We start from the raw sequence: 24,546 nt of genomic DNA on the forward strand, positions 1-24,546 counted from the left end.
CTTCCGCTCCGCTACAGCCGCTTCCCCGCTGCCGAGAGCGTCCAGCCTCAACCATGAGGCTTTTTATTCAAACCAACTGGCCCCTTTTTAAACCGGTGCCTGGCCCAATTTTATCCCGGCGTTGACACTCGAGCCATGGCCAAGGCTGATGCCATCGGTGAAATTGCTCGAGTCCCTGGCATCGAGGCCAAGACCACCCGAAAGACCGATACCAGCACCCTTGCCGCCCTTTCCTCCTCCGCCTTTACTGCCAACGCCGAGCTCGCTGCTCAGGCCCAAAGTGCCGCTTTTGCCGAAGGTGAACTGGTCGTTGCCAGAGCGGGTCGAGTCAACGGTCTTTGTGAAGTCTCCCGTATGGCTTGTTTGGGAAGAAGTGCCGGTGCTCTTAGAGTAGCTTTCCCCCCTTCCAGCAGTCTGACCATGTCCAGACGAAGCTTCTGACCCACTGGAGCTTCGGAACCCGCTTGCTTCGCTGAAGCCAGCACGCTCGAGCGCAGCCACGCGCTCATTCCTGGAATTGGTAAGCGTTGTGCGCCGAGTCTCCAGCTCGGCCGCCGCCTGACTGACCTCGGCCATCGTCGAGCGCGAGACCGTCGGCGTAAAGCCGAGACTGCTCATCCCCGCGCGGTTGTCATAAACCGTCGATCCATCAGCCGTCTGCGCAAATTGCGTCCCATTGTCGTTGACGAACGTCGAGCGCCCGAAGCCGCCGGTGTACGCCGCTGCGGTGTTCCACTGATCACGCTGCACAACGTTGCCGGTGAGGTTCTGGTAGCTCTGGTTGCCGTAGGAGTAATTGCCCGTCGTGCGCTCGATCGCGGCAGCCTCGGCCGCTGACTGCGCCGGGGCCAGCATCGAGGTCGCCTGGCTCGAGATCGTCATCGCCCCCTTGGCAAGCCCACCCGCGAGGAACGGGATCGACATCATCAGGAAGCCCGCGATCGTCGCTGTATCCGCGTTGACCGCGTCGATACCCTCGATCGTCGCCATAGTGATGCCGCCCGGTGCCGTCGCCGCCATGGCGGATTCCTCGCGGCCCATGATGAACATATGCAGCACCGCATAGAGCGGCCCCCAGGCAGCGAGGTAGAAGAAACCCGTTAGGTATCCTTTGAGCGCCAGCGGCCCGGTTTGTGGCATCAGGAACAACGGAAAGATGACCGGGAACATCGCGTAGAACACCACGACCAGCACGATGTTGAGCAGCGGCACCCAGGTCATCGCCTGCTGCGAGATTGAGGTGTACGTGTTCTTCGCTTGCGTTTCGGCGCGCATCATCGCGAAGGTGTCGCCATCGGCCGAGGACAGGTTAGCACGGGCCTCAAGGAATGCGTCGGTGAGCGAGCGCTGCTGGAAGATCTGCGCGGCCGTTTGCGTGCTGCCATGGAACTGTGCAGCAACCGCTGGAAGGTCTGCCTGAAGCTTCGCCTTGGCGGCGGCCTGGGTCAGGTTCGGGAAGAAGCTCGGCGCGATCCGGGTGAGTTCCTCGTCCGTCTTCGCCGGGATGCCTGCTGCCGATGACAGGGCCGCATAGGAGGCTGCACACGTGCGGATCTCGGTCGAGCCGTCATCGTTCCAGTAGGACATGGCCCGCGCCGGCGAGCCCGGGCCCATGTCGGCGAGGATATCGTTCGAGTTCATGACCTCGGAGGGGTTCTTGAGCCCGAGCAGGAAATCGTAGAACAAACACTGCTTGAAATACTCGGTGAGATTGGTCCTCACGCGCGGATCGCGGAACTTGAAATCCTTGGTTTTGTCGTAGAGGCGCGCACCATAGATGATCCCGTTGGTGCGGTACTCCAGCGCATCGGGCATGACGAAAACCGTCTCGGCCTGCTGGGTCAGCCAGTCTCCGATCTGGCTGGTAAACGAGGCGATCGCCGCCAAGCCAACCGGCACGTTGGCAACGACAGCGGGTGCGAGGCTGGGATTGATCCGGTCCGTCACCTTCACGTCGGTCGTAGGCACGATGAGCGCGCCGTACATGAGCGTCGCCGACAGGAACCAGTTGAACCAGGCTTTCCAGTTGAGGCTGAAGGCCACCACCAGAAGGACGTAGATGAAGCCCAGCACCATCGTCACCCGGATCAGCGAGCGAAAGCCCCCTCCCCCGGTCCAGGATGCGACGGCGTTGAGGACGTTGACGATGTACTCGCCGCCGCCGATGGTGAAGACCTCAAGCATGGATCACGCCTCCTAGTTGAGCCCGTGAGAGGCTGCGTTGGAGCGGAACGAAAGCGCGGCCGACATCTGAGGCGATATCGAGTTGCGCAGGGTGCGTTCGAGGAAGACGGCACGGTCCACGTAGTTTTGGGTGCGAACCAGGCGCTCGTTGAGCGAATAGCTATAGCCGTCGAGGACCTTGCTGACGTTCTGCAGCTGCTCGCGCCACTGCGCCAGCGTCGCCTTGTCCGCCTCGTTAAAGGAGCCTTGGGCCTTCTGAACGTAGCCGTAGAACTCCTGGACAATCTGCTCGAGCATGTCGACCGCGACGATCTCGGCAAGGCCCTGGATATCAGCCTGCGTCATGCCGCCCATCTGCGCGGCCGCATTGACGGTGATGATCTTGTAGAGCGGAACGCTCGTGCCGCCCAGGATCCCGACCTCCTCAGGTGACAACGCATCGTTGGAGCGCACCTTTGCGGCCATCGACCCGATGAGCGCGGCAACGCGCGGCTGCAGCGCTTGAGCCTGCGTAATCGTTACCGTGCCGCTTGGCGTCGGATCAAGGCACTCTGTGGTCTCGTTGCAGCGCAGAACGCTGGTGTCGGTCGTGCCGAGCAAGAGACCCTGGATCAGGTCGCGGTTACCCTGACCGACATAGCGAACCGTGCCTTGCGCATCGTCGGAATCCGCGCGCTGGTAGATGATCGTACCTACCAGCGTCATGAGGTACTCCTTGAACTCGCGCGAGAACGAGGGGTAGCTCTTGTTCAGCATGTGCCAGGTGTAGTTGTACGACTTGGACGGGATGGACTCGTCCTCGTTCTTGCTCATGATCTCGGTACGCTCGCCGCCGGCGTTGCAGTCCTGGCGGGCCTTCGCCCAATCGGTCGCAAAACCCTGGCTATTGGCGATAGCCTTGCAGACCTCGCTGTCACGCCCCTGGCTCTCACCCCACAAGCCTGCGACGAGACCCTGCGCCGCCTCGCAGGACGAGATGTTCATCTGGTTCAGCTTCTCGACCTTCTGCGCCATCTCCTCGATGGTCTGGGAGATCTGCGGGCTGATCGACTTGATCGCGAGCTGGAAGGCAAAGCCCAGCGCATTGCTCGCCACGCCCTTCAGCATCGCGACGATCTGATCGGTGTTGATGAAGGAAAACGAGCCGCCGAAGATGTCGATGCCGCCGCATCCCGCCTTCACGCTTGGCAGCTGCAGGTTAACCGGGTTCACCTGCTTGTTCTTGAATCGCGTCCAGACCCCGCCGCCGGTGTAGTAGCCCGCGGCCTGACCCTGGAAGGCGGTCGGGCCATATGCGTTGCCGGCGCCGCCCATGTCGTTGAAGAAGTCGTTGAGCTCACTGCCGACATTCGCCTGCGCCGCCTGGACGACGGCAAGCTGCGACACGGCAAGGACACTGAAGGCGAGACCGATGCGCTCCCGCCACTTGAGGGTGCGGGCCATCAGTAATCACTCCCGGGTTCAGTCTGCGTCAGCGTGAAGATGCGATCCATGACCTCGTCGGCCGCCATGAGGCCGTAGCCGATCGGGATCGGGCGCTTCGTCTGCGTATCGAACAGCACGAGCGCAGGCACCTGGTTGCCGGTCAGGCCCATGCGCTGATACTGGCCCGTATCGACGGCGAAGCGCGGGAAGGACTCGTTGCCGCCGCCATCCATCGAGACAGCCAGCACTTCGAGCCCGTACTGATCCGAGATCGAGCGCACGATCGGGCTGAAGACGCGGCACGCCGAGCAAGCCGACGAATAGAAGTAGAACACCCCGTAGCGCTGGGAGAGCCCCTGCATCGTCGAGGCCTTCGCGGCCTTGCGGTCGCTCATCCAGGTCTGCTTGCCAAGCGAGTTGATCGGGCGCTGGAGTGTGTAATCGAGATCCGGGTTCTGCCAGACCGTGCGACCCCACACATCCGCGAACGTGGATGCCCGATCGAGCTGCTCGCGCTGGAAGCGCATGTACGAGGCAAGGTTCTCGGGCGTCGGTTCGAGGATCGCCCGCGCCTTCAATTCATCGAGCTGGTCGGTGATCGCCGCCAGTTGCTTGGCGGCCGGAACGGCCGGGGTCACAGGCTTGCCCTTCGCCTCCTCGCGCGCCTTGTCCGGATCGCAATAGAACCAGCTGCCAAGCTTGCGCTGCTCGCAGTAAAAAGCATCACGCGGGGTGAGCGCGGAAGGGGCGGTAAACGCGGCCGTGGTGGGCGACGGTAATGTCGCGCCATCCTGAGCCGTAGCGCTGATGGGGGTGATGCTCTGCGCGACAAGGGCGAGGACCGCCGGGAACACATAGCCAATCTTACGCATGGCCAGACTCCTTGAGGTTGAGCAAGCTGAGGATCATGGAGGCGTTGAGGAGGCCGAGCCCGCGATCGATCATGCGGATGCAGCCGCCATAAAGAGTTGTGACGGCGTTGATGCCGTCCGGCGTCAAATTGTACGAGCACAGCGCTTCCTCACTGCGCCGCACGATGCCGCGTTCGACCATGCTGTCGAGCGCCGCCGACACATCAGGAACGCGCACCTTGCGCAGGAACCAGTCCGAGAGGACTTCCTGAAGATCCTCGTCGGTCGTGATGGCCTGGCGCGAAATGGCGCTGGCGACGGCGAGTTCGAAGACACTGAGCTCAGGAACCCGGCGGTCAGCGTGAATCTGGATTACGTCGTTCATGGCGTTCCCGCCCCCCCGTGAAGTCGATAATACTCATCGATCTTGTCCTGGATCTCGAGCGAGGTCTGGACCTCATCGGGCACCTTCGCGGCGTCGATGAACTCGCTGTAGACTTCCGTGAAATCCATCTGGGACAGATCGAGCTTTTGAAATTCCTCGATCAGGAAGCCCTTGCAGTCCGGCTCCTTGGGCTTGCCCCAGGTCTTGCCGAGCTGCGCCCTGCCCTGCTCCTGCAGGATGCGGCTGAGCTTGCTCTCGAAGCAGCAGTAGGACTTGCGCTTGGATGTGCAGACACCCAGCACCTTGTCCGAACAATACGTGCCGACATAGTGGCACAGCCCCATGCGATCCTTGACGTCGAGCATCATCTCTTCGCTCGAGCACAGGAACATGGTGAGGAAGGGCGTCGCCAGGGCAGCGATCGCGGCAGGACCGCTGGCCAGCGCGGCGGCGCCGGCCGCCGTGGTCAGAAGCCCCGAGGTCTTGCCCGCACAGCAGTTGACCAGACCGAAGACCGGCTTGTGGCAACCTGCCTTCTCGCCGTTGAACAGCGTCATGGTCTCAGGGTCGAAGTGGTCGCGCACATTGCCCATCGTCTGGACCGCGACCATCGCGTCCTTGAACTCGGTCGAGGCCTCGCGCTCGACCTGGGTGCATTCGCCGTTGATGCAGTAGAGGTCGCCCCCGCAGATGTACGCCGGCGGGTTGCCGCTGGAGGTGTCGGGCGTCGTGCAGCGATAGACCTTGTCGAAGACGTTGCAGGTGCCGTCGTCGTTCTCGCTCAGGCACTCATCGTGATCGAAGGTGCATTCCGGCTTCTTGTCGAGCTCAGCGCAATCGTTGGCGGAGCGGCGCTGCGTGCACTGGAACGTGCGCGCCCAGGCCCAGCACGGCTGCGTAACCGGGATGCCGTCAATGATGCGCGTAACCGGGTCGCTGTCGGTGCAGACTTCCACACCCTGCTCGACGCACTGCGCGTTGCCGGAAAACGGGCAGGCAGCGTCGTTGCGGGTGACGATCGGAGGGCTGGTGGTCTCAGACGTGGAGAACCAGTGCTTGCCGGTTCCGGGATAAATCCCGGAGAACCAGTCCGGCGACGACGCGCCAAGGCCTTGGATCTCCTGCTTGCACTCGAAAATTTCCGGCGCGTAGTTGTCGTTCTTGCAGTCCTTGGTGGGACTGTACCCATAGGCCCCCAGAGTGGTGCAGTAGGGAAAAGGGCCCTTGCTGACGCACGTGCCGTTGGCGACGTGCTGGGCAAACGGTGCCTTTCCGACATAGGGCCCTTGCGTCGAGGTGTAGTAAAGCCAGGTCTGGACCTTGTCGAAGCGGACATCGAGGCTCGAGGTGCAGGTCTGCTGCTGGGTATAGATCTCGTCGCCCTGGTTGCAGGTCTCGTAATAGGTCGACGCGCCCGTTCCCGTATTCGGCAGGGGCTCGCAGCTCGCCGCTGCACCACCCACGCCGAGGCCCGTTCCAAGGAAGTTCTCCGGCGTGTCCTCGATCGTCTTGGCGGCCGAAAGATCGATGGTCGTAGGATCGAACTCGGGACGCGCCGGGTCGATCACCACGCCATAGTTGGGATCGGTGTAGCGCGCGTTGACGCCGGCATCGGTGAGGCCTTCCTCGTCCTCGAGGTACTTGGAGGCATCGATGTTGGTGCCGCCATATCCCGGCACGTCGTTCTGCGCGCCGTTGCGCAGCACGGTGTCGGCCGATCCATCACGCACGGACTTGGCAAAGTCCTCGGCATCCTTCGCCGTGGTCGACTGCCCCGAGGCAGGCGAGGCGATAAGCGTGCCGGCGCACAGAAGGGCGAGCCACAGCTTCACGGACGCTTCACCAGATTTGCAAGCGCGACACGCGAGGCAGGAGCGCCCGGACCTTCCCCATCCGCGAAAGTCTGCAGCGCGTAGGACAAGGTCACATTGCCGCTGATGCGGTCGTGCGGCGGCGGCGGGGTCACGCAGTCGAGCTGGTCACATGGCTCGAAGCTGCTGGAGGCCGCAACAATGGTCGGCACCCGATCGACCTGGAAGGCACGAAACAGACGCGGATCGATCGTGATGTTGGGCGCATCCTTCTGCTCGACGGCCTTGGCGAGCATCTGGACAAAAGGCTTGGCGCCGCCTTGCGAGAACCCGCGAAAGACGATGACGCCGCCGGCGCGTGTCGTATCGAGGATCGTGCGGCGCAGCGCCTCCTCGGGCATCGAGAGGCTTACAAAGGCGATCACCAGCGGGGTCGACTTGGGACCGGCGAGATTGCCCTTGGCTCCCGCAACCATGGCATCAAGGTCGATTGGGCCGTCCTTGCCGCCGGCGATCCCCGAGACATCGAGATCGGCGATCCGCTCGTAAGCCTCATCGACAACGCCCTTAGCCGCCTCGGCTTGCGGCTGCCCCTGTCCCTTGACGAAGTCCAGTAGCGCCTGAGCTTCCGCCTCGGCGGCTTCACCCCGCTTCTCGATAGCCTGCAGGTCGAGCCCTTCGATGCTCTGCGCGAGTGCAGCGCTGACAAGACCGGCTGCGAGAACGCCTGCGACTGTGAGAATGGATTTGCGCATGTCGGTAATCCTCACAGCACGCAGCAATTGCGCTTGCGCCAAAGCAGGAAGCCCATGTCCTCACCCTTCACAGGGTAAGTGCGGGCAGCGCGTGGAAGCAGGACCGAACCGCCAATGGGCGAGCAGGATTCACGCCCCGACACCATCGGCGTCGGATTGACCTGCTGCAGGCGGTACTGGCTCTTCTTGAGGATCGGCATGACGTACTTGCCGCACAGGGCCTTGGAGCCCATCGTGCCCCATCCCAGCGCCTGCCGGTGCATCTTGTAGACCATGCGCTCGGCCGCGAGCCGACCGGATTGCGTCATACCGGTGCTGGCGCCGATGTTCCCGTTCAAGGGATACATCGAGCCCTGGCAGCCCGAACACCAGAACAGCTCGTTGAGCGGCAGCGCAGCGGTTGCCGCAACACAGTCCGCCGCACAGGCCGCCTGCGCAAGCGGATTGGCAAAGATCAGCGCCTCGGGATTGATAAGCGTCGTGAGAGCATCGTCCTGCCAGAGCGGGTCGATCTCGGTCATGTAGGCAACGTCAAAGCTCGCCTGCTCGAAGCACAGGAAATCGGTCAGGATCTCCATCCAGTAGAGCAGCGGATAGACGTAGTAGTGGACGTGGTACTTGGCGGTGTCGGTCCCGCCGTTCGAGCCCACGTTGGCCGCATAACCGTTGCCCATCGAGAGCCCCGGATTGAGCTTGATGCCGCCAAGGTTAGGGAAACAGAACGGCTTGGTCGTGACGTCAATCAGTCGCGCAGGCTCCCAGAAGCCCATTGCGACACCGATGCGCGGAACAGGTGAGCCGCACAGGCAGATCGGCGAATCCGGGTTGTTGGTGTCCGCGCGAGAGGACGGCCAGATCTTCAGCCCGCCGACAGAGAGCGGGAACATGCACCCCCAGCACACGTCGGTGATGGGGTTCACGAACGAGCCCGAGCAGCTGGCCGTAGGGGTCTGAGCTTTGGCCGCGCCAGGCACAAACAGGAAGAGCGCGACGATGAGCTGGAGGAGCCACTTATTCATCGTTGGCGATCCGCGACATCAGGTAATCATCGTCCGCCGCGTTCTTGGCGCTCACCCAGCAACTTCCCTGCACCGCGATGAAGACGACAAGCCCGACGAGCAGCGCAAAAGCGCCGGCGCCGAGAACGCCCGCTACGGGACCCCAGAACAAGGTCATGACACCGACCAGAACAACGGCCGCGATCAGCCGGATGCGAGCAGCGCGCAGTTCGGCCGTCTCGGGCGCGGCCATGGGAGCGGGCATGTGCTTTGCAAGCCAGGCCTTCATGCGCCCTTCCCTTCCTTCAACGCCGCTTCGGTGACGATCAGGACCTTGCCCTTCTGTTCGACAGAGGCAGGCGTATGCTCGATGCCGAACTTGGCGGTGAGCGAGCCGGCCTGGTCGAAGTAGAAGCGCCGCTGGTTCGCCTTCATGAGATCGAAGGGCGAGCCCTTGACCATGATGACCTTGGCTTTGAGATCATCACCCTGCGCCATCGCCCACGACACTTGGTCTGGATCGTCGCCGTCGATGAACAACAGCTTTTGCGTCATCGCGACCGTATCGAGCGGGTTAATCCGCTGTCCCGCCGCCGCGATGAGGTTGCCCTTGTGATCGCGAATGTCGTTCTCGATCACGACCGTTGGATCGAACTCCCAGCTGCGATCCTCAGTGGCAGGGCTAAGACCCGCGACCGGTGCCGGCCGCATCACCCGCGCTTTCACCTTCTCGGCAAAGCGGGCGTTTAGTTCGTCGAGCTTGCCGCTGGCCTTCGCACTTTCGAGCTTCGCACGGATCACCTCGAGCAGATCCGGCTCGGCAACCGGCCAAGCCTCGCCCACCTGACCATGATCGACCGCCTGCGCCGGGGTCTGCCCGGGAAGGAACGTGCCGCTGATGGCGCCCACGAGGCTCGCAAGGACGAAGGGAAGCAGCCTCACAGGATCGGCCTCCCCACCCCTGCAAGGCGATTGCCGCATACAAAGCCGATCGCCGCATAACGGCTATCGAAGCCATCCTTGTGATCGGTGCCGGCAAAGACACAGCCTTCCGGGATCCTGCCCACAGGGCCGGCCTCGAGCCGATCGCCAAGGCGGGTGAGCGGCTTGAGCTTTGCGACTGTCTTGCCGTTGACGAGGACATCGCTGCCCTCGCGGCTGACGACATCGCCAGGTACTCCGTAGGCGATTTTCGCGAACGCCGATGGCGTCTCGCCAAAATACTTCAGAACCAGCGGATCACGGCCGGGATTGAAGATCACATAGTCGCCGCGCGCCGGAAAGCGGCCCGCCTCGACGAGGAACGCCCAATTGGGCAGGGACTCGCTCTCATTGATCATGAGCGCGTGAGACTGGCTCCACTGCGAGAGAGCCTGCAGGGCGAGCGCACCGGCTGCCAGCACGCCGATCGTCGCAAGCTTCTTGCGAACACTCAGCCCAGCGCGTGGGCTCGCGGGTGTGGCATCACTGCGCGAGGCCACCGGCAGCTCCATTGCCCTCCACGGGCGATCCTGCGGGCGCATTCGGCGCACCGTTCGCTGCGAGATAGGCTTGCATGTCCTGCTGGACGGGAGTTGCCGCCGCGACCTTGGGCATCGGCACCTTGGCATAGACCGCCTGCTTCACATCGGCCGTGATGTCGGGGATGTCGCCGCCGATCACCGCCTCGTTGACGAGGACGATCCGGCCCGACTTGCCGACTTCGGCAACCGCCTTGTCGAGCTCGGCCATGAACTTGGTGGTAGCGGCGGCCGCCGTCTGGTCATCGTTGCCCGAACGGGCCTGCGCCTGCAGGTACTCGGTCATCACGCCCTGCAGCTGCAGCTTGACCAGCTGGCCCTCGCCCTGCGCGGGACCGACGATGCTCTTGGTCACCCAGGCGCCCCAGCACGCCACACCGATCAGCGCGGCGACGGCCAGAACCTGACGCGCATCGACACCGCGCTTGGGCTGCCTGCGGACCGGCTTGCGCGCCGGAGGCGTCGAGACCGCAGCGGCCGCGGGAGCCTCAAGCGGGGCATCGGTAGCGTTGGGATCAGTCATGGGAGGTTTCCTCAAAAAGGGCCCGCATCAGCGAATGCCGGCGGAAGATCCCGGCAGCGACGAACACCAGAGCCGCGCTCCACAGGAGGATGAGATCGAACTGGTGCTGGCGATCAGGGCCCGCGACGATGTAGCGCGAGGCCAGATTGGCGAGGTGGTGCATGGCCCCCTCGATCGAGAAGCTGCCGATGGCGAGAACCGCCAGAGCAAGGACGCCAAGCGCGATCATGGCGTTGACGAGCAGCCAGCCAGAGACCCGCAGTGACGCTGCGAGAAAGGCCTGGCCCGTCGTCTTGAGCGGGACGTCGCGTTGAAGATGCAGCGTCCTCATTCCGCCGCCTCCAACATGGCATCGGCCGTGCGGACCCGATCGGGGAAGGCGACCATCTCGATGGCATCGGCGACAGAGCAGCCCTGATGCACCAGGGCCTCGATCCGCGCGAACACGTCAGGGCTCGAGGAGTAGAGGGTGCCTGAGTAGGCATCGAGCACGAGCCGGCACACCGTCTCGGTCTCGGGTCCGCGGATTAGGAGATCGGAATACTCGATGCCGTTGCGCTTCAACGAACGCAGCAGCGTCTCGGTGTACGCGGTCATCTCGAAGCGGTCGGATTTGCGGAAGTCCGAGATCGTCTCGGCCTTCTGTTGCAGGATCAGGAACCAGTCCGAGTTTTCGAGCGCCGCGCGGCTGCCGTCCGACTTGTAGTAGTCGTTGATCGACTGCGTCGCGGTGATGAGCGAGGCGCCATACTTGCGGCAGGTGCGCGAGTAGGTCTCGACGAAGTCCGCCATCGCGCCGCCCTTGAGCATCTGCCACGCCTCGTCGATCAGCAGCGCCTTGGGGATCGAGCGGCTCATGCGCCGCATCGTCTGCGAGGCGACGAACATGATCGAGGTCAGGACGACGCTGCGCAGCTCCTCGCGCGACGAGAGATCGGAGAGCTCGAAGACCGTAAGGTCGGCCGAAAGGTCGAGGTTGCTGTCGCCCAGGAAGAACCGGCCATAGGTGCCATCGCTGGAGAACGGCAGCAGCGACATGGCAAGGTCGACCGCCGCGTCGTGCTGATGCTCCTTGAGCGATGCTATGACGTGATCAACCGTGCCGTTGCGCTGGTGCTCATTCCAGACCGCATTGACCGCCTGGTCGATGAGGCCACGCTCGGTGTCGTTGAGCCTGTTCTCGTAGCGCGCCATCTGCGAGAGGATCGCCTTGAGCATCGCGAGGCAGTCGACGAGGTAGTCTTCATCCTCCGCCGCGAGATCGAGGTCGATCATGCGAAACGGGTTGATCGAAATGCCCGATGACAGCTTGAACTCGGTGAACGTACCGCCCAGCGCCTTGGCCATGTGTTCGAAGGAGCGGCCATCGTCGATCACGATCGTCTTGGCGCGCACGCCGGCAAGGCTGGCGGTCAGGTCCTGGAGGAGAACCGATTTGCCCGAACCCGACTTGCCCGCGATCGCCACGTTGTGGTTGCCCGCCTTGTTCTGGAACGGCGACCAGAACTGGGGCTGACCGCGCCGGCCGATGAACAGGACGTGCGGGATATGACCGCCCACGTACTCGCCCTGCATCGGCGCGATCGCCGCGACGTTCGAGGACAGCATCGTGCGAAAGCGCTTCATGCGCTCAAGGTCCGACTGGAGGCCATCGGCCACCATCAGCGGGAAGTGCGACATGAACGCCGGAAGCTGAATATGGGTCTCGTCGATGAGGTCCCACCCCGCCGCCTTGTAGAGGCCTTTGATCGAGCGCTCGGCAGTCTCGGCCGTGCCACGCGGCGCGATGATCGAGACTGAGTAGTAGCAGCGGATCAGCTTCTCGCCGCTCTTGACCCGCTCCTGGACCGCACGCCACTCCGCGGCCTGGTCGCGAAGCTTGGGCACGAGCTTGACCCCCTGCCCTTCCGACAGCGATTGCGTGCGCACAAACTTGCGGCCCGCCTTGGACTCCGAGCTCTCTACTCCCGGCGTGACGCCGCAGACCGACTGCAGCGTCGGGCACGGCAGGCACAGCTTGGGATTGAAGATGTCGCCAATGGTCTTCTGGGTGTCCCAGGGCGCCCAGCGGTCAGGGAAGTTGCGGATCGACATAGTGCGCACATCGAAGCGCTCGGGCACATAGTCCTCGTACTCGGGTACGCCGTCGACCACAGTGCCGGTCGGCCGCAGCGACTGCGAATGCAGCAGCAGGCGATCCTTCTCGACATGCGTCACAAGGTCGCGGCGCACGCACTGCTCGTTGATCGGATCGAAGCGGTTATAGCCTGGCGCATCATCGCCCGCGCCGGTCGAGGGCGAGAGGATCTCGTCGAAGAAGCGGATCAGATGGACAGGCTCCAGGATCCGCACGGGGACATTGATGGAATCGAGCGCCGAGATAAGCCCATCACGCATGGTGATGAGATCATCGAGCTTGATGCCCGAGCCGTCGGGTGCACCCACCGAGAGCAGGACGCGGAAATTGCGCAGATGAAAGGGACCATCGCTCGCCAGCGACTTCCACGCACCGCCGCGCAGCTTCTCCGCGCGGTGACGCGCCAGCGTCGAGAACACCCCGCCGGCCTCGAGGCGCGGCAGCACCCATTCGGTCAGCTTCTCCGCAATGCGCGGGCTCGAATAATTGACGATGCTGAAGGCAGAGCCGGGCAGCAGGATGTCGGAGAAGATGGTGCCGATGATATCGGCCGTCCGCTCGTCGCCGCCGATCATCGGGGCCAGCTCGAGCACGAAACCCTTGGAGCGAACCTGATAGAAGATCTTGCGGGTTTCGTCGAAGGAGCGATAGCCGAGGTAATGAGAGAGCATCGGCACGGGTGCAGGCCGCGCCCTCACCTCGGGCTTGCGGGAATCGCCGAGCACCATTTCGCGAAGATTGTCTAGCAAGCCCATATGCGTCTCACTCCGGCGAAGGGAAGGAAGCCGCCTGGCGACGCGCGCGCGTCGTCAGCTTGGCCTCGACATCGGCTTTGATGCGATCGACGGCCGTAGCGTTCGTCGCGGGTGCATCCTGAGGTTCGGCCACCGCCAGCGAGGGCGGCACGTCGGAGCCATTGGCCGAGACCAGCACCGGCGCGCTCTGCGCCGCTGCGAGTAGGCCGCGCGCTTCCCCCCGCCCTCGTGAGCGGCCTGCAAGCTCGACACTGCTTGCGGTGCGACCCGGCAAGGCTACGTCTGTCGTGACGGCACGGCGCTGATGAGTGACCCCCGCAACATCCGTATAGGCGGGAAAGACCACGCTGAGCTTGAAGCCCTGGTTCTGGCTGGCGATCACGCCCTGCGCATTTGCCATCCGCGCCCGACCACCATCGCCATCGTCGACCTTGTAGGGCCCTGCCGGCGCCAGCAGCTCGTTGGCGTCGGCCTGGGTGATTTCGGAGAGCGCCTTGTCATCGATCGCGATCGAGGGTGCGCAGATCCCGTCAGGGGCATCGCAGCGGAACGAGCCGCTGACGTTTGTACCGAATGTGGTGCAGCCCGAGGTGAGCGCGAGAACGCCAACGAGCAGGGCACTGGAAACACGAGCGCGCATCAGCTTGCTCCCTTCAGCCAGGATTCAAGGAACTCGCGTGGGCGGTAGCCATGCACGACAGCGCCATCGCTGCGCACGATCACGGGCGTTCCGGCAAAGCCGTTGGCCTTGGCGAACGCCTCATTGGCATCGAGGCCGCTGGTATCGCACTTGCCCGCGGGCAGCGGCTCACCGTTGTAAGCCCGAGCAAGGGCCTTGGGCTTGTCAGCCGCGCAGATCACCGATGCCGACAACGAGCGCGTGCCCAGAACCGAGATCGGCCGCTCGATGACCTTCACGTTCATGCCGGCAAGCGTTTCGTGGAGGCGGTTGCAGTAGCCGCAGCGAAAGTCGCTGAACACCGTCACGGTCTGCGGGCCTGATCCGTAGCTGATCGCACCCGACGCCGGCAGCCCTTCAAGCGAGACCTTCTGGGTCCGCGCGCCGGGTTGCGCAGGCCGTGCAGGAGAAGCCACGGCCTGCGCCTCGTCGGGAGCCTGGGGGCTGGCGGCGCCCCCGACGAGAGTTTCCGGACTGATCTCGAGGAGTCGCGCGGCCGTCAGGTCCTGACGCGTTTCCATGTCATAGACCCGACCGATCACGAGATACCGGCCCGCAGGATCGGTATAGAACAGGTTGGTGCCCGCCTGGACTTCGCACAGCCCGGCGATCTTGCCGCAGTTGACCGCAGTGAGCGGGGTCTTGGGAAGCCGTGTGCCGAGCGCCTTGGTCAGCGATGCATCGGCATCGGCCGTTGCGGCGTAGAGGCCAGTGCCTCCCGCGAGGGCGAGGACGGCAGCCGCGCCACCGAGAATTGCCTTACGCATGGATCACCTCAATTTCGGATGAAAGTGCCGTCGAGGAACACGACCTCGACGTCGGCGCCGGTCGGCATTTCGATGACCGGCTGATACTGCTCGGCGCGCTCGATCAGGTAGTTCGAGACCGTATCACCTGCTTGCGATACACCCTCTCCCACGCCACCCTTCAGGATATCGCCGGTGCTGAGCTGTTCGCGCTTGCCATCGACGCTGACGTTCGCGCCCTGGAAGATCGAGTTGGTATTGGCGGTGAAACCACGACCAAAACCACCGGCGAGGCCAGCAAGGAACGCTTGGCCGATAAGGCCGCCTTCACGGCTCACCACCCTGCCCCTCAGGCCCACCTTGCCACCGAATGAAATGAAGCCCTTGACCTCGGACACCGCGTAGCGGCCTCCCGGTTGAGGGCAGGTCATGCGCTGCAACTTCACATAGACCTTCTCGGAGGAGAGATCGCCGTAAGCCGCACCGTTGACCATGCACCCCTGGACACGTGTGCGAAGAAGCTTGCCGTCCGAGAACACTGACCGAGCGGGCCCTGTAATACGCAGGAGAACCGGAAGGGGATCGCCCTGACTGCGCACGTTGGTGGCCGCATCGACACCCACCACGACCTTGGCCTGAGCCATGGAGTTGGGCGGAAGGTAATTGGGGCTGTCAGTGTAGACCGCCGCCTGCTTACCCTGCGAGTCAATGCGCTTGCCGTCCCCCGTGGGGCCTGCCGGCCCACCACTGAACGAGACGAGCTTCACCTCATTGGACCGAGCCATGGGGGCAACACCGCCCATGCCCATGGCGCGTGCGGCCGCTGCGGCACCCGGAGCCGAGACGTCCGCTGCGGCACCGCCGCCCCGCGACATCTGCTGCTTAAGCTCGCGGTTCTCACGCTCGTAAGCGTCGAGGACGCGCGTGGCGTCGGCCTTCATCTGCTCGTTTTCCTGGCGCAGCGCCTGAAGCTCGCTTTGCACCTGGTCGACCTTCGAGACGGCGTTCTGGACACCCTTGAGCTGGTTGGTCTGCGCCAGCTGCTGGTTGTCATACATCGTCATCCACTCACGATCGGCTAGCTGCCGGTTCATGATGGCGTCCGTGGAGACCTCGACCTTGTCCTCGCCCTCCTTGGCGGCAAGCGTCTCGTCCTTCCCGTCAGAGCCCAGGACATACCACATGGCGGCAAGGCCAATGAGGCCGCCGCCACCGTAGAGCATCAGCTTCTGGCGCTTCTCGGTCGACGCATTCTCGGCGATCATGCCGGTGTCATCGAGCTCGTCGTAAGCCTCACCCGGCTGCTCATCGACGTTCTTGGGTTTGCGCTTGAAGATATCCATCACAGGTCTCCTGCGGGCACGACGACGTAGGCGCCTGTGGCCTGGCCTGGCTGAAGTGAGGGGTTGGAGATGCTGACCGCGATCGCTCCCTGCGACGCGATCAGATCCTCGCTGACGACAACCGGATCCTTGCCGGTGTTCTCGATCCGCAGCACCTTGCCGGCCATGGAAAGACCATCGTACTCGCTGACCAACTGGACCTTGAGGTTGCCCACGTTGACAGGCGTGCGCGGCTCGTCGCGGATCTCGAAACCATCGAGGGGCGTCTGCTCGAACATGGCGCGAACCAGACCGACCGCCTGCTGGTCGAGCGGCAAATTAGGCTTGAGCGCGACCGCTTGCGGCTTCGCTGGCTTTGCCATGTCGGCGTTGGTTACAAAGACCTGCTTGGCCTCCGTCCCGCTCACCCTGCACACGAATTTGTAGACGAACCCTTTTTGCGTCGTTCCGAAGAAGGAAATCGTCGAGCGGGTGTAGCCCTCCGGAACCGAGATATAGATATCCCCGCGCGTCGGCTCGTTGACGATGCCGAAGTCCTCGGTTGCGACGCCAGTCGTCACCTTCGAGACCGACGCGAACTGATCGTCCTTGAGCGAAATGCGCGTCAGATCCTGCTTGGACGCATCGCAATCAACCGCGCCGTTGTCGGTCGCAGTCACGCTCTGATCCGCAAAGGCAGGAGCCGCGGTCAGAAGGCCCGCTCCAAGCAGGAGCGTGCCGAGACAGCGCTTGGCGAAGCAGTCGATCGAGGAGACGAGCGTAACGCCAGAGGCAATCTGGCAGGCAGCCACGATGTCAGTCATCGGACGTGTCCTTGTCTTTCTCAACGACGACACCGAACCCGCGAAGCTTCAAGCTGAGGCCCTCGTACTTCCAGGCAAACTTGAAGACCTTGTGCTCACGGCGGACGTCGCGCGAGGCGACAACGGTGTGCAGGACACCGCCGACCTCGCTGGTCAGTGTTTCTGGATCGACCCGGATCCAGTCGATGGTCACGAACTGCGTGACCTGTGATCCCTGCTGTTCCTTGAGGATCCCCAGAAGCTTGGCCTTAAGCGGCCCGCGAGCTTCGGGCGCGGTGATCTCCAGGATGGAGTCCATCCAGTATTGCAGGGTCTCGGGCGAACGATTGAGTGCAAGCTGCGCCGCATCGCGCGTAACCGCCTCGAGGTAGTCCTTGGACACACCCGACGAAGAGATCGCCATCTTGGTGGGAATTACGGGTTGGAGAATGACCTCACGGTCGCGGCTCGACGCCATGGTGAGCAACGCGAAGCAGAGAACCGCCAGGACGAGACAGGCGATCGCCAGCAGGTTGCGTTGCTTGAGCGCGCGTTGCGACTGCTCGTGTGCGAAGGAAAGATCCATATCAGCCCGCCATGACCCGGAGGTGAGAAGGCGGAGCAACTTTCAGACCAAAGAAGCCACCAGGCAGATGCCAGTAAGCAAAATGCAATACCCAGAACATTGAGCGGCCGGCCCGGAGTTTGCGATAACCGAACCAGAAAAAAGCACTAAGAACTAACCCAATTATGATGTGCTGGGCGATGATTCCCCACGCGAACGGGATCACCATCACAAGAAACTCGTCTAAGGTCCAAAAGCCGATTAGCTCTGGATCGTCGAGATGCTTGGGAATGCTATATTGGTCCATAGTCAGCTCCGACCTGAGTAGGAGAGCCGCCACTTAAATGACGGCTCTCCATGTAGAGCTCAGATCGTCGCGGTGACGGTCGAGGTGACGATCGGGATACCCGTACCGGCGCCCACGCCGACGCCCACGGGGATCGCGACCTGGCCGAGCGAAAAGCGGCCCGAGGCCAGACCCACGATACCGCCAGCCAGGGACAGAACGGTGATGATCTTACCGCCCGAACCCTCCAGGAACCCCGTGAACTGGCTGAGAGCGGTGTCGAAGGTTGCGTCCGTGCCCGCCAGGGCAGCCTCGGCACCAAGAACACCCGTCGCAGCAACAGCTGCAACCGCCACGGCCATCTTGCCAGCGGCATTGCTGGCAAGCATCGTCTTCAGTCGCTTCATATGCTTTCCCTTCAGTGAAGAACTGCGCCCATGCGCAACATCATCACGAGGCATTAGCCAACTGAAAGCAATATCCAGACGAGCTTTACTGAAACAATTTTGTCGGTTCGCCACTTTGTATGACGCTGGTCTTTCATATTACTCGTTGTTTGGTGTCGTTTTGTCCCCACTGATGGACAGAATGACACCGACAATGGACGAAACGACACCGGTCGTGGACAGATTGACACCAGCTGGGGTACGTTTTGTTACCAGCATTGCGCATCCGCGATGCGACAATGCTGGATTTTCCGCATCGACGCCCCCTCGAGATTTCATAATAAGCGCGGCTGCTGGTATTCAGCGGTTCAACGCTTACGAAAGATCTGGTGTGCCTGGGACGGATAAGGGTAAACGCAGCTATCATAGACTGAAGCTGAATGAGACGGCCTTTGCTGTCACGGCACAAGCAATTCACGTCCTCAGTATAAAGAACAAGAGGTACGAGAGCATTGCTTCTCTAGTATCTCATGTCTGCACTACGAACGACGTTATTCCAGCTTCAGTGATCGAAAACCTGAATACCCTTGATCGATCCCCAGGTGATATAAAGGTTTTCCTAAGGATAACTGACTCCGAGAAGGCCGCATTTGAGCGATTTAGAAGCCTCATCACCGAGGCATTAGGTCACCCGTGCACTGTGCCGGGGGTCGTTCTCGTGAGTTGCCTGCTCATTGCACCTTACAATCAAGGCTTGTCACCGCACCTCTAATCACTCATAGCATGTATCCACATGCCGCTAGTGATCTAGAAGGGTGGGCAATATGGGTGAGATTCAAACGGGGGAGCCCGCGCAGCCGGACTCAAATGTGCGGGCAGACTGGGTTCACGACGGCTACGTCGCCATAATCCGTCGCCAAATTGCGGAAAATAACATCCGGCTACGTGAGCTACAGCGGCTCGGGATCATCACGGAAAGAACCCGCCGCTCATTTGATGAGAGACTTTCAGGCGGTCGAATCAGCATTGGGGAGTTGTGGCGGATCTATAACCACCTCAAGATCGACATGATCAGAGCGATGGTCGCAGTTATGATCCTGCGAAAGCCGATGGCTTATTTTGAGCCGTTCTGTGAAACCCTGGCCGCCTATACGGAAGAACTATCGATTGCCATGCATGAGCAGATATCGGCGACTGCAGGCGATTTTCAGCCGATCCGGCGCAACCTCGTTCAAGCGCATACCTCCAAGCTCACTCGCCAGGTCTTCGAGCACCAGCAAAGGACAATGCAGCTGAGTGAGCAAGCCTTTCAGTAATCAATTGCTAACTGCGTCCCCAACCCCTACCCATGTCTCTAGTGACAATGGTCGCATCGACTCGATTCTTCACAAGGGATTCCACCATGAACCAGGACAGGAGAGCCGTCCATCGGCAGCGCCTCCGGGAGAAGGGCCTGAAGCCGCTGGAGGTATGGCTGCCAAAGGCAACCATCGAATCCATCGATGCGATGAAGAGCGAGGGCGAAAGCCGCGACGCGATAATCCTCAAGATCCTCACAAAGGACTTGGAACGGCGAAGGGACGTGGGACGAAAGAACCAGCCTCAGCTGGCGTTTTAACGAAAAAAGGGCCCGGTTGGCGCCGAGCCCTTTTTAACAAGCCTATGGTAGGGCGAGACATTCGAAGATCTCCCTACCAGCGATGAATTTTCGGCGCAAGTGATTTTGCGCGCAGGAGAGCTGCGCCTTAGTCGCTAGGTCGAAACCGCCGGTCCAGCAGGGCCTGCAAGACACACGTTTGGTATGAAAAGGGGGACTGCACAGAGCGCAAAAAAAGACCCAGGCAATGCCTGGGCCCTTGGAAGGTGGTGAAGCTCGCCGGAGCAATAACGACAGAAGCTGTCGGGCAATAGCAACGGCAAACCCAATCTCGCCTGCGAGCATACGCGCCCCTTCACATTTTGCAAGCTGAGAACCGCGATTTTCGCGGCGATGGGCTGTGTCTGTGCCGTCTTCCGCATGTTGCGGGAGCGAATGAATGAGTGTTGCCCAATCACCGGCTGATCAGAAGCGGCGGACCCCTGAAGGCGGCCTGCCGCTGGGAGATTTGCTGCCCGAAATGCAATTGGCGGCCGACAGCAGTTGGCAAATCACGAAGCTCTCAACCGCTGCCGATCGCGCTCGATGGGCAGCAAGCGTCTTGCTCTACCTGAGATCCAATGCCGGTGAAGACAGCGCTAACGAGGCGAAATCCGTTCGGGATCGTATCCTGAAGGCTTCCCGGTATCTCGCAAGCCGCGGTTCCGTTACCCACCCAATAAGCAAGGCCTTATGGGTCAAGCTCTACGAACTTACGAAATTGTGTGCGTACGAGCCTGACTGGAGTTCAGCATCTGGTCCGTTGATGGGCGCGAGCAACAAGACATTGGAGGACAGGTGGAATGTCACCAATGCCAGGCGCTCCCTGAGAGATCTGGCACAATGGGGTTTCATCGTCCCCTTCTGCCCCAAGGGTAACGGCCACAGAAGCTACAAGAAGACTAAGCAGGGACCGGTCGGAGCCGGATGGTCCCTCGCCCCCCTCCGCCTACTCGTTGACGCGCTTGAGGCCATTGTCGATCGCGAGGAAAACCTGCGGCTTCTGCGCGTTGACATACCTGAGAGGATTACGTCCGCAGCTCGTGCGACCAGAGCCTTGCTCAACCCGTTCAAGGACTCTGAGGAATGGGCCAGATCGGCGTGGAGCACGCTCAATGAGATCTGCAAACGCCGCGACAACGCAAAGAAGGGAGCTCTGGCAACCCTTCAAGACTGCCTTGATGAGGCCATCACACTGCTCAGCTATGTGGAAAACACCCTCATCAAGTGCTCCGCAGATAGCGGATCTGGAATGAAAGCGTCCACTACACCGGACGCCTGGGTCCACCACCAATACAACGATTCAATAAGAGAATCTGATGGTAACGGCTTGGCACAAGGGGATAGCGGGCAAGGGAGCGTACTAACCTCAGCGCTGCGGAAGGTTCATGTGTCGCCAGAGGTCTTTCAGGACATCCAAGCCTCCGATCCTTTCGGGGTTACCCGCAGTGGGTTCGTATGGTCCGAGGCCCCTCACCTCTTCCCATTTCATACCGGATTGATCGATCTCAAGCGCGGCCCCATCCGCGGGACGGTCGATGTTCTAGCTCGGATTATCGGCGTTTCGACGGTTACTGCATGTCTAGCGGAACGCAGGTTGGGCCGTGAGGCGGCCACTATCTGCCTCCTCATGACCGGCCAGCACAGTTCAGATGGACTGATCAAGAAAACCCCGGAAGCTTACCTGCGAGGCCTCATCCGCAAGGCAGTTGCTGGTGAGTTGAACATAGGCCACACCCTGTTCGGCCGCCGAGGAAACTCGGAACCGACACCGGTGACCAGCCATTAGTGTACTAACTCATGCGACGGGGTGACCTTACCCGAATGAATCAAGCTGCGCTCCTTGCCTGGACATCACTCTACATCGCAGTGGGATCGATGGCGCTGATCTGCGCAGTCCTCGCCATCATGGTCACATTCTATGAATTGAAGGCGGGCGTGTGGCGCCCTGCCCTGTCCACTAAATTTCAGATCGCGCTTGCGGTCCCCAAAATATGGCTGCGGTGGCAGAAAAACTACCTCTTCGGGGCCCCGGTCATCGTGGCGATTTCAATCGCCTACGCTCATCACGTGGGCTTCGCGACCTTCTGGAACATCGAACCTATCGGGTGAATGAAGCTAGCAGAACGCTGCGTCCAGGCAGCAATGTGCTGCCAACTGAACGCCGTTGGCTCGCCTGATAGGAATTGATGCTCGCGAGGATCGTGCGCACGTATCCTCGCGTTTCACGGAACGGTGGTATGCCGCCGTACTTGGTGACATTGCCTGGACCCGCATTGTACGCCCCAAGGGCTAAAGCCCAATTCCCAAAGGTATCCAGCTGCTTCCGAAGATAACGGGCACCGCCATGAAGATTCTGCGATACGTCCCAGCGATCGAAGACACCGAGAGAGCGAGCCGTTGCAGGCATGAGCTGTGTAAGACCAGACGCGCCCTTGGGGCTCAAAGCGTTGGGATTGTACCGGCTCTCCTGGATAATCAGAGCATCAAATAACTCTACCGGGACCCCTGCCCTGCACGCTGCAGCAGCCATATCCTCGAAGTAGCGGCGTCTCCGGAGTTCCTGTGAGGCGTTCAAAGCGGGGTGCGGCGAGTATCTTGAAACTCCACAGGCCCCAGATGACATGAGCCCAACGGGCCGCACCGGCGTTGGAGAAATGGCAGCAATACCAACTGGCTTCTTCATCCAATCCGGGATCACAAGGTTCCCGACAATGTCCGGCGCGCCCTGCTTTTGACCGTCTGACCCAAACAGGGCAAATTCGTGCTCAAGCTCTGAGTTCGAGGATGAGTCCGTATCTATAACCGGAACGTCATCCCCCGGCATACTGCCCGGTTCAAGCAATCTGAAATCGTGTGCAGTTTGGCCGAAGCTTCTGACCTCAGCCTGACGTGCTTGAGCAATTCCCGCTGTGGCCAGTGTAGAGACCGCGAGAAGAGCGTAACAGTACCAACTCATATACCAAGCCCTTTCAAGGCTTGGTTCGGTTATCGCACGCGCCTTTTATCGGGTGAGTAGTCGGACTTCAAGCTCGATCCTTTCCACGGCCTCTCCGCTGCACGCACAGCGCCAAGCGAAGCCGAAGACGAGATGACGATCCTATGTGGTGCGCTGGACGAGGTAAGGTCATGCTGTGCGCCTGTTGTTAGCCACGGACCATCTTTGTCGTGCGGGTTTGCTAGCGTATGCTAGCACCCAGTAGCAGACGATAGGTACTGCTATCAGTGGCTACCGTGGGCTGCACTTTGGCCACGGCCCGAAGATTGTAGCATCGGGTAGCACGTCCTATGCCCAGATAGCGGTTCCTACAGGATTCTACCTGTTGCTAAGGGCTGATACCAGATCATAGCAAGAGGTATCACTTCCTACGTCTCGCTAGCATCTCCTACAGCATTCTACATTCTGCTAGTGGCTGATACACCCTTGTGGCACTCGCTATTTGTCGCTATTGCTAGCGCCTGCTAGCGGCCGATATCTTCCGGTATCCCTCGCTAGCTATCAATCGCTATCACCTGGTAGCTAGCATATGCTAGCGTTTGCTAGTCATCATGAGGGCCTAAATGCCAGTCATATCAATGATCTCGCCTAAGGGTGGCGCCGGAAAAACAACGACCGCGGTGATCCTCGCGACGGAGTTGGCGGCTTCGTACACGGTCACAATCCTCGACGCAGACCCAAACCAGCCCGTAAAACAATGGGCTGATCTCGGTATGCAGAAGCCCAACCTGAAGGTTGTTCCGGGCGTCAACCAGGACAACATCACCGATGAAGTGGAAGCTGCGTCAGCAGAAAGCGTCTTCGTGATCATTGATGTAGAAGGATCGGCGAGCCTCACCGCTGCTTACGCCGTCGGTATGTCAGACTTCGTCCTTGTCCCAACACAGGGGTCGATCTTGGACGCTCGCCAAGCAACCAAAGCGCTTAAGGTAATTCGAGACGCAGGACGCCTGTCTGGGAAAGCGAAGCCACATGCGGTTGTACTCACGAGGACAAACCCGGCGATCAAAACCAAAAACCTAACACACGTTGCACGCCAACTGAATGAAGCCGGAGTTCCGGTATTACGCACCGAGCTAAACGAACGCGAGGCATTTAGATCGGTATTTGCTTACGGGGGAGGTCTTTCGGATCTAGACCCCAAAGAGGTTGCAAACCTGGATAAGGCGAAGATTAACGCAGAAAAGCTGACTGCGGAGATCGTAGGTCACATCAAGGAGGTGATGGCAAAATGAACACTCCGAAGCGCACCGGCATTTTTGATGATCACGAGGCGGGCAACACGATCGTTCCCTTGGCGCCGACCCCGAAGAAGAGTCCCTCTCCCGAAGAGCGCAAAGCTTTGGATGAGGCTGCAGCGCTAAACAATTTTGTTTCACGAGAGCCATCGAAAGTGACCCAGGAGGCTGCGCCGCCTTTATCTGGAAAACGCCCAGGGAAAGGTCCCAAGGTCCAGCTCAACCTGCGCGTCGATGAGGGGCTCAAAGCACGTTTTCAGGCCATCGTTGACGAGCGCGAAGTGCGTCATGAAACGATTTTCAGGATGGCTCTCGAAGCATTGGAGCGAGAGATCTCTGCCAAGGCAGGCCAGTAAGGGGAGGGGGATGGTTTTAGTCAGGAAGGACTAAGACCGTGACACTAAAGGCAAATAGACCATCTCAGGAACTCGTCGACATCGTGGCAGGGCTGCGCGGTAAGTGGCACGGAAGTTACGCCATGTGTCGATGCCCTGCGCACGCGGACAGCGAACCCAGTCTATCACTCCGGCAGGGCGACCGAGG

Annotated in this window: 27 protein-coding genes; 6 read left to right on the plus strand and 21 right to left on the minus strand. The window is 61.2% G+C overall.

Annotated elements, in window-relative coordinates:
- Window positions 1-87 precede the first annotated feature (87 nt).
- Genes C2R25_RS00030 through C2R25_RS00125 form a run of 20 tightly spaced genes read right to left on the minus strand, consistent with a single transcriptional unit; the run spans window position 88 to window position 18,107 of the window.
- Window positions 88-2,184, minus strand: a complete 2,097-nt coding sequence (locus C2R25_RS00030; protein WP_233203679.1) for a conjugal transfer protein TraG N-terminal domain-containing protein — start codon at window positions 2,182-2,184, stop codon at window positions 88-90.
- Window positions 2,185-2,196: 12 nt separating this feature from the next.
- Window positions 2,197-3,627, minus strand: coding sequence for a conjugal transfer protein TraH (locus C2R25_RS00035; protein WP_103727267.1), 1,431 nt, complete (start codon window positions 3,625-3,627; stop codon window positions 2,197-2,199).
- Window positions 3,627-4,481 (minus strand): conjugal transfer protein TraF, encoded by an 855-nt coding sequence (locus C2R25_RS00040; RefSeq protein ID WP_103727268.1) that lies wholly within the window; start codon window positions 4,479-4,481, stop codon window positions 3,627-3,629. The genes C2R25_RS00035 and C2R25_RS00040 overlap by 1 nt, the downstream gene beginning before the upstream one ends.
- Window positions 4,474-4,845, minus strand: a complete 372-nt coding sequence (locus C2R25_RS00045) for a hypothetical protein (protein ID WP_103727269.1) — start codon at window positions 4,843-4,845, stop codon at window positions 4,474-4,476. Before C2R25_RS00045 ends, C2R25_RS00040 begins: the two co-directional genes overlap by 8 nt.
- Window positions 4,842-6,677: a conjugal transfer protein TraN gene (locus C2R25_RS00050; protein WP_103727270.1), complete on the minus strand. Its 1,836-nt coding sequence runs from the start codon at window positions 6,675-6,677 to the stop codon at window positions 4,842-4,844. The genes C2R25_RS00045 and C2R25_RS00050 overlap by 4 nt, the downstream gene beginning before the upstream one ends.
- Window positions 6,674-7,411, minus strand: a complete 738-nt coding sequence (gene trbC / locus C2R25_RS00055) for a type-F conjugative transfer system pilin assembly protein TrbC (RefSeq protein WP_103727271.1) — start codon at window positions 7,409-7,411, stop codon at window positions 6,674-6,676. The genes C2R25_RS00050 and trbC overlap by 4 nt, the downstream gene beginning before the upstream one ends.
- Before the next feature lie 11 nt (window positions 7,412-7,422).
- A complete protein-coding gene (gene traU / locus C2R25_RS00060) occupies window positions 7,423-8,430 on the minus strand; it encodes a conjugal transfer pilus assembly protein TraU (RefSeq protein ID WP_103727272.1) in 1,008 nt (335 codons plus the stop codon).
- Window positions 8,423-8,698, minus strand: a complete 276-nt coding sequence (locus C2R25_RS00065; RefSeq protein WP_103727273.1) for a hypothetical protein — start codon at window positions 8,696-8,698, stop codon at window positions 8,423-8,425. Before C2R25_RS00065 ends, traU begins: the two co-directional genes overlap by 8 nt.
- Window positions 8,695-9,351: a type-F conjugative transfer system protein TraW gene (gene traW, locus C2R25_RS00070; protein ID WP_103727274.1), complete on the minus strand. Its 657-nt coding sequence runs from the start codon at window positions 9,349-9,351 to the stop codon at window positions 8,695-8,697. Before traW ends, C2R25_RS00065 begins: the two co-directional genes overlap by 4 nt.
- Complete coding sequence (locus C2R25_RS00075; protein ID WP_233203680.1) at window positions 9,348-9,890, minus strand: S26 family signal peptidase; 543 nt, start codon at window positions 9,888-9,890, stop codon at window positions 9,348-9,350. Before C2R25_RS00075 ends, traW begins: the two co-directional genes overlap by 4 nt.
- Window positions 9,874-10,452 carry a TrbI F-type domain-containing protein gene (locus tag C2R25_RS00080; protein WP_103727276.1) on the minus strand — a complete coding sequence of 193 codons (579 nt, stop codon included), beginning with the start codon at window positions 10,450-10,452 and terminating at the stop codon, window positions 9,874-9,876. Before C2R25_RS00080 ends, C2R25_RS00075 begins: the two co-directional genes overlap by 17 nt.
- Window positions 10,445-10,783, minus strand: coding sequence for a hypothetical protein (locus C2R25_RS00085; RefSeq protein WP_103727277.1), 339 nt, complete (start codon window positions 10,781-10,783; stop codon window positions 10,445-10,447). The genes C2R25_RS00080 and C2R25_RS00085 overlap by 8 nt, the downstream gene beginning before the upstream one ends.
- A complete protein-coding gene (gene traC, locus C2R25_RS00090; RefSeq protein WP_199183715.1) occupies window positions 10,780-13,344 on the minus strand; it encodes a type IV secretion system protein TraC in 2,565 nt (854 codons plus the stop codon). Before traC ends, C2R25_RS00085 begins: the two co-directional genes overlap by 4 nt.
- Window positions 13,345-13,351: 7 nt before the next feature.
- Window positions 13,352-13,984 (minus strand): hypothetical protein, encoded by a 633-nt coding sequence (locus C2R25_RS00095; RefSeq protein ID WP_103727278.1) that lies wholly within the window; start codon window positions 13,982-13,984, stop codon window positions 13,352-13,354.
- The gene (locus C2R25_RS00100; protein WP_103727279.1) at window positions 13,984-14,790 is read right to left on the minus strand and encodes a DsbC family protein; all 807 of its coding nucleotides are present in this window, start codon (window positions 14,788-14,790) and stop codon (window positions 13,984-13,986) included. The genes C2R25_RS00095 and C2R25_RS00100 overlap by 1 nt, the downstream gene beginning before the upstream one ends.
- An 8-nt stretch (window positions 14,791-14,798) precedes the next feature.
- Entirely contained in the window at window positions 14,799-16,112 is a 1,314-nt protein-coding gene (locus C2R25_RS00105) for a TrbI/VirB10 family protein (protein WP_103727280.1), read from the minus strand.
- The gene (locus C2R25_RS00110) at window positions 16,112-16,915 is read right to left on the minus strand and encodes a type-F conjugative transfer system secretin TraK (RefSeq protein ID WP_103727281.1); all 804 of its coding nucleotides are present in this window, start codon (window positions 16,913-16,915) and stop codon (window positions 16,112-16,114) included. The genes C2R25_RS00105 and C2R25_RS00110 overlap by 1 nt, the downstream gene beginning before the upstream one ends.
- Window positions 16,908-17,480 carry a type IV conjugative transfer system protein TraE gene (locus C2R25_RS00115; RefSeq protein WP_103727282.1) on the minus strand — a complete coding sequence of 191 codons (573 nt, stop codon included), beginning with the start codon at window positions 17,478-17,480 and terminating at the stop codon, window positions 16,908-16,910. The genes C2R25_RS00110 and C2R25_RS00115 overlap by 8 nt, the downstream gene beginning before the upstream one ends.
- A gap of 1 nt (window position 17,481) precedes the next feature.
- Window positions 17,482-17,766 (minus strand): type IV conjugative transfer system protein TraL, encoded by a 285-nt coding sequence (gene traL, locus C2R25_RS00120; protein ID WP_103727372.1) that lies wholly within the window; start codon window positions 17,764-17,766, stop codon window positions 17,482-17,484.
- A gap of 59 nt (window positions 17,767-17,825) precedes the next feature.
- Entirely contained in the window at window positions 17,826-18,107 is a 282-nt protein-coding gene (locus C2R25_RS00125) for a hypothetical protein (protein ID WP_233203690.1), read from the minus strand.
- Between the two features lie 848 nt (window positions 18,108-18,955).
- On the opposite strand from C2R25_RS00125, the gene C2R25_RS00130 reads away from it, so the two are divergent.
- From C2R25_RS00130 to C2R25_RS00145, 4 genes are all read left to right on the plus strand, one after another.
- The gene (locus C2R25_RS00130) at window positions 18,956-19,447 is read left to right on the plus strand and encodes a hypothetical protein (protein ID WP_103727284.1); all 492 of its coding nucleotides are present in this window, start codon (window positions 18,956-18,958) and stop codon (window positions 19,445-19,447) included.
- Between the two features lie 86 nt (window positions 19,448-19,533).
- On the plus strand, window positions 19,534-19,749 hold the full coding sequence (locus C2R25_RS00135) for an antitoxin MazE-like protein (protein WP_158250584.1): 216 nt from the start codon (window positions 19,534-19,536) through the stop codon (window positions 19,747-19,749).
- Window positions 19,750-20,167: 418 nt separating this feature from the next.
- The gene (repC, locus tag C2R25_RS00140) at window positions 20,168-21,556 is read left to right on the plus strand and encodes a replication initiation protein RepC (RefSeq protein ID WP_103727286.1); all 1,389 of its coding nucleotides are present in this window, start codon (window positions 20,168-20,170) and stop codon (window positions 21,554-21,556) included.
- Window positions 21,557-21,591: 35 nt separating this feature from the next.
- Window positions 21,592-21,879 carry a hypothetical protein gene (locus C2R25_RS00145; RefSeq protein WP_103727287.1) on the plus strand — a complete coding sequence of 96 codons (288 nt, stop codon included), beginning with the start codon at window positions 21,592-21,594 and terminating at the stop codon, window positions 21,877-21,879.
- Here the strand turns inward: C2R25_RS00145 and C2R25_RS21220 are convergent.
- Window positions 21,869-22,726, minus strand: a complete 858-nt coding sequence (locus tag C2R25_RS21220; protein WP_199183716.1) for a lytic transglycosylase domain-containing protein — start codon at window positions 22,724-22,726, stop codon at window positions 21,869-21,871. The two genes, C2R25_RS00145 and C2R25_RS21220, sit on opposite strands and share 11 nt — an antisense overlap.
- 602 nt (window positions 22,727-23,328) lie before the next feature.
- On the opposite strand from C2R25_RS21220, the gene C2R25_RS00155 reads away from it, so the two are divergent.
- Window positions 23,329-24,000 carry a ParA family protein gene (locus tag C2R25_RS00155; RefSeq protein WP_103727288.1) on the plus strand — a complete coding sequence of 224 codons (672 nt, stop codon included), beginning with the start codon at window positions 23,329-23,331 and terminating at the stop codon, window positions 23,998-24,000.
- On the plus strand, window positions 23,997-24,359 hold the full coding sequence (locus C2R25_RS00160; protein WP_103727289.1) for a hypothetical protein: 363 nt from the start codon (window positions 23,997-23,999) through the stop codon (window positions 24,357-24,359). The genes C2R25_RS00155 and C2R25_RS00160 overlap by 4 nt, the downstream gene beginning before the upstream one ends.
- Window positions 24,360-24,546 lie beyond the last annotated feature (187 nt).

Source organism: Novosphingobium sp. HII-3, assembly GCF_002916655.1.
Lineage (GTDB): Bacteria > Pseudomonadota > Alphaproteobacteria > Sphingomonadales > Sphingomonadaceae > Novosphingobium > Novosphingobium panipatense.